Origin of the sequence: Pseudomonas sp. EA_65y_Pfl1_P113, assembly GCF_963970525.1 — a bacterium.
GTDB classification, from domain to species: domain Bacteria; phylum Pseudomonadota; class Gammaproteobacteria; order Pseudomonadales; family Pseudomonadaceae; genus Aquipseudomonas; species Aquipseudomonas tritici.
Genome location: NZ_CAXAQM010000728.1, coordinates 1 through 271 on the forward strand (window position 1 = coordinate 1; position 271 = coordinate 271).

A 271-nucleotide genomic window follows, 5' to 3' on the forward strand; every position below is an offset into this window, starting at 1 on the left:
TCTTAGCGGTTAGCCGCACTTCGAGTTGGTGCTTCACCAGCTGGTACGGCACCGAGTAGTAATGGCCCTCGACCTCGACGTGATAGTCGATGTGCACCCGCACCTTTTTCCATTCGGCGTAGACATAGGGATGTTCTGGTAGCGGTTGCAGTGCGGGTTGGTCGATGGTCTCGAAGGCCGAGCGGCGTGAGCCGGGCAGCTTCTTGAAGGGCTTTTGATTGAGGCGTTCGAGCAGCCCGCCAATTGCCGTGTTCAGTTCACCGAGCGAGAA

General features: G+C 57.9%; 1 pseudogene. It reads right to left on the reverse strand.

Features of this window, described 5'->3' with window-relative positions:
• Window positions 1-271, reverse strand: a pseudogene (locus AACY52_RS31930) (IS21 family transposase); the annotation flags it as partial.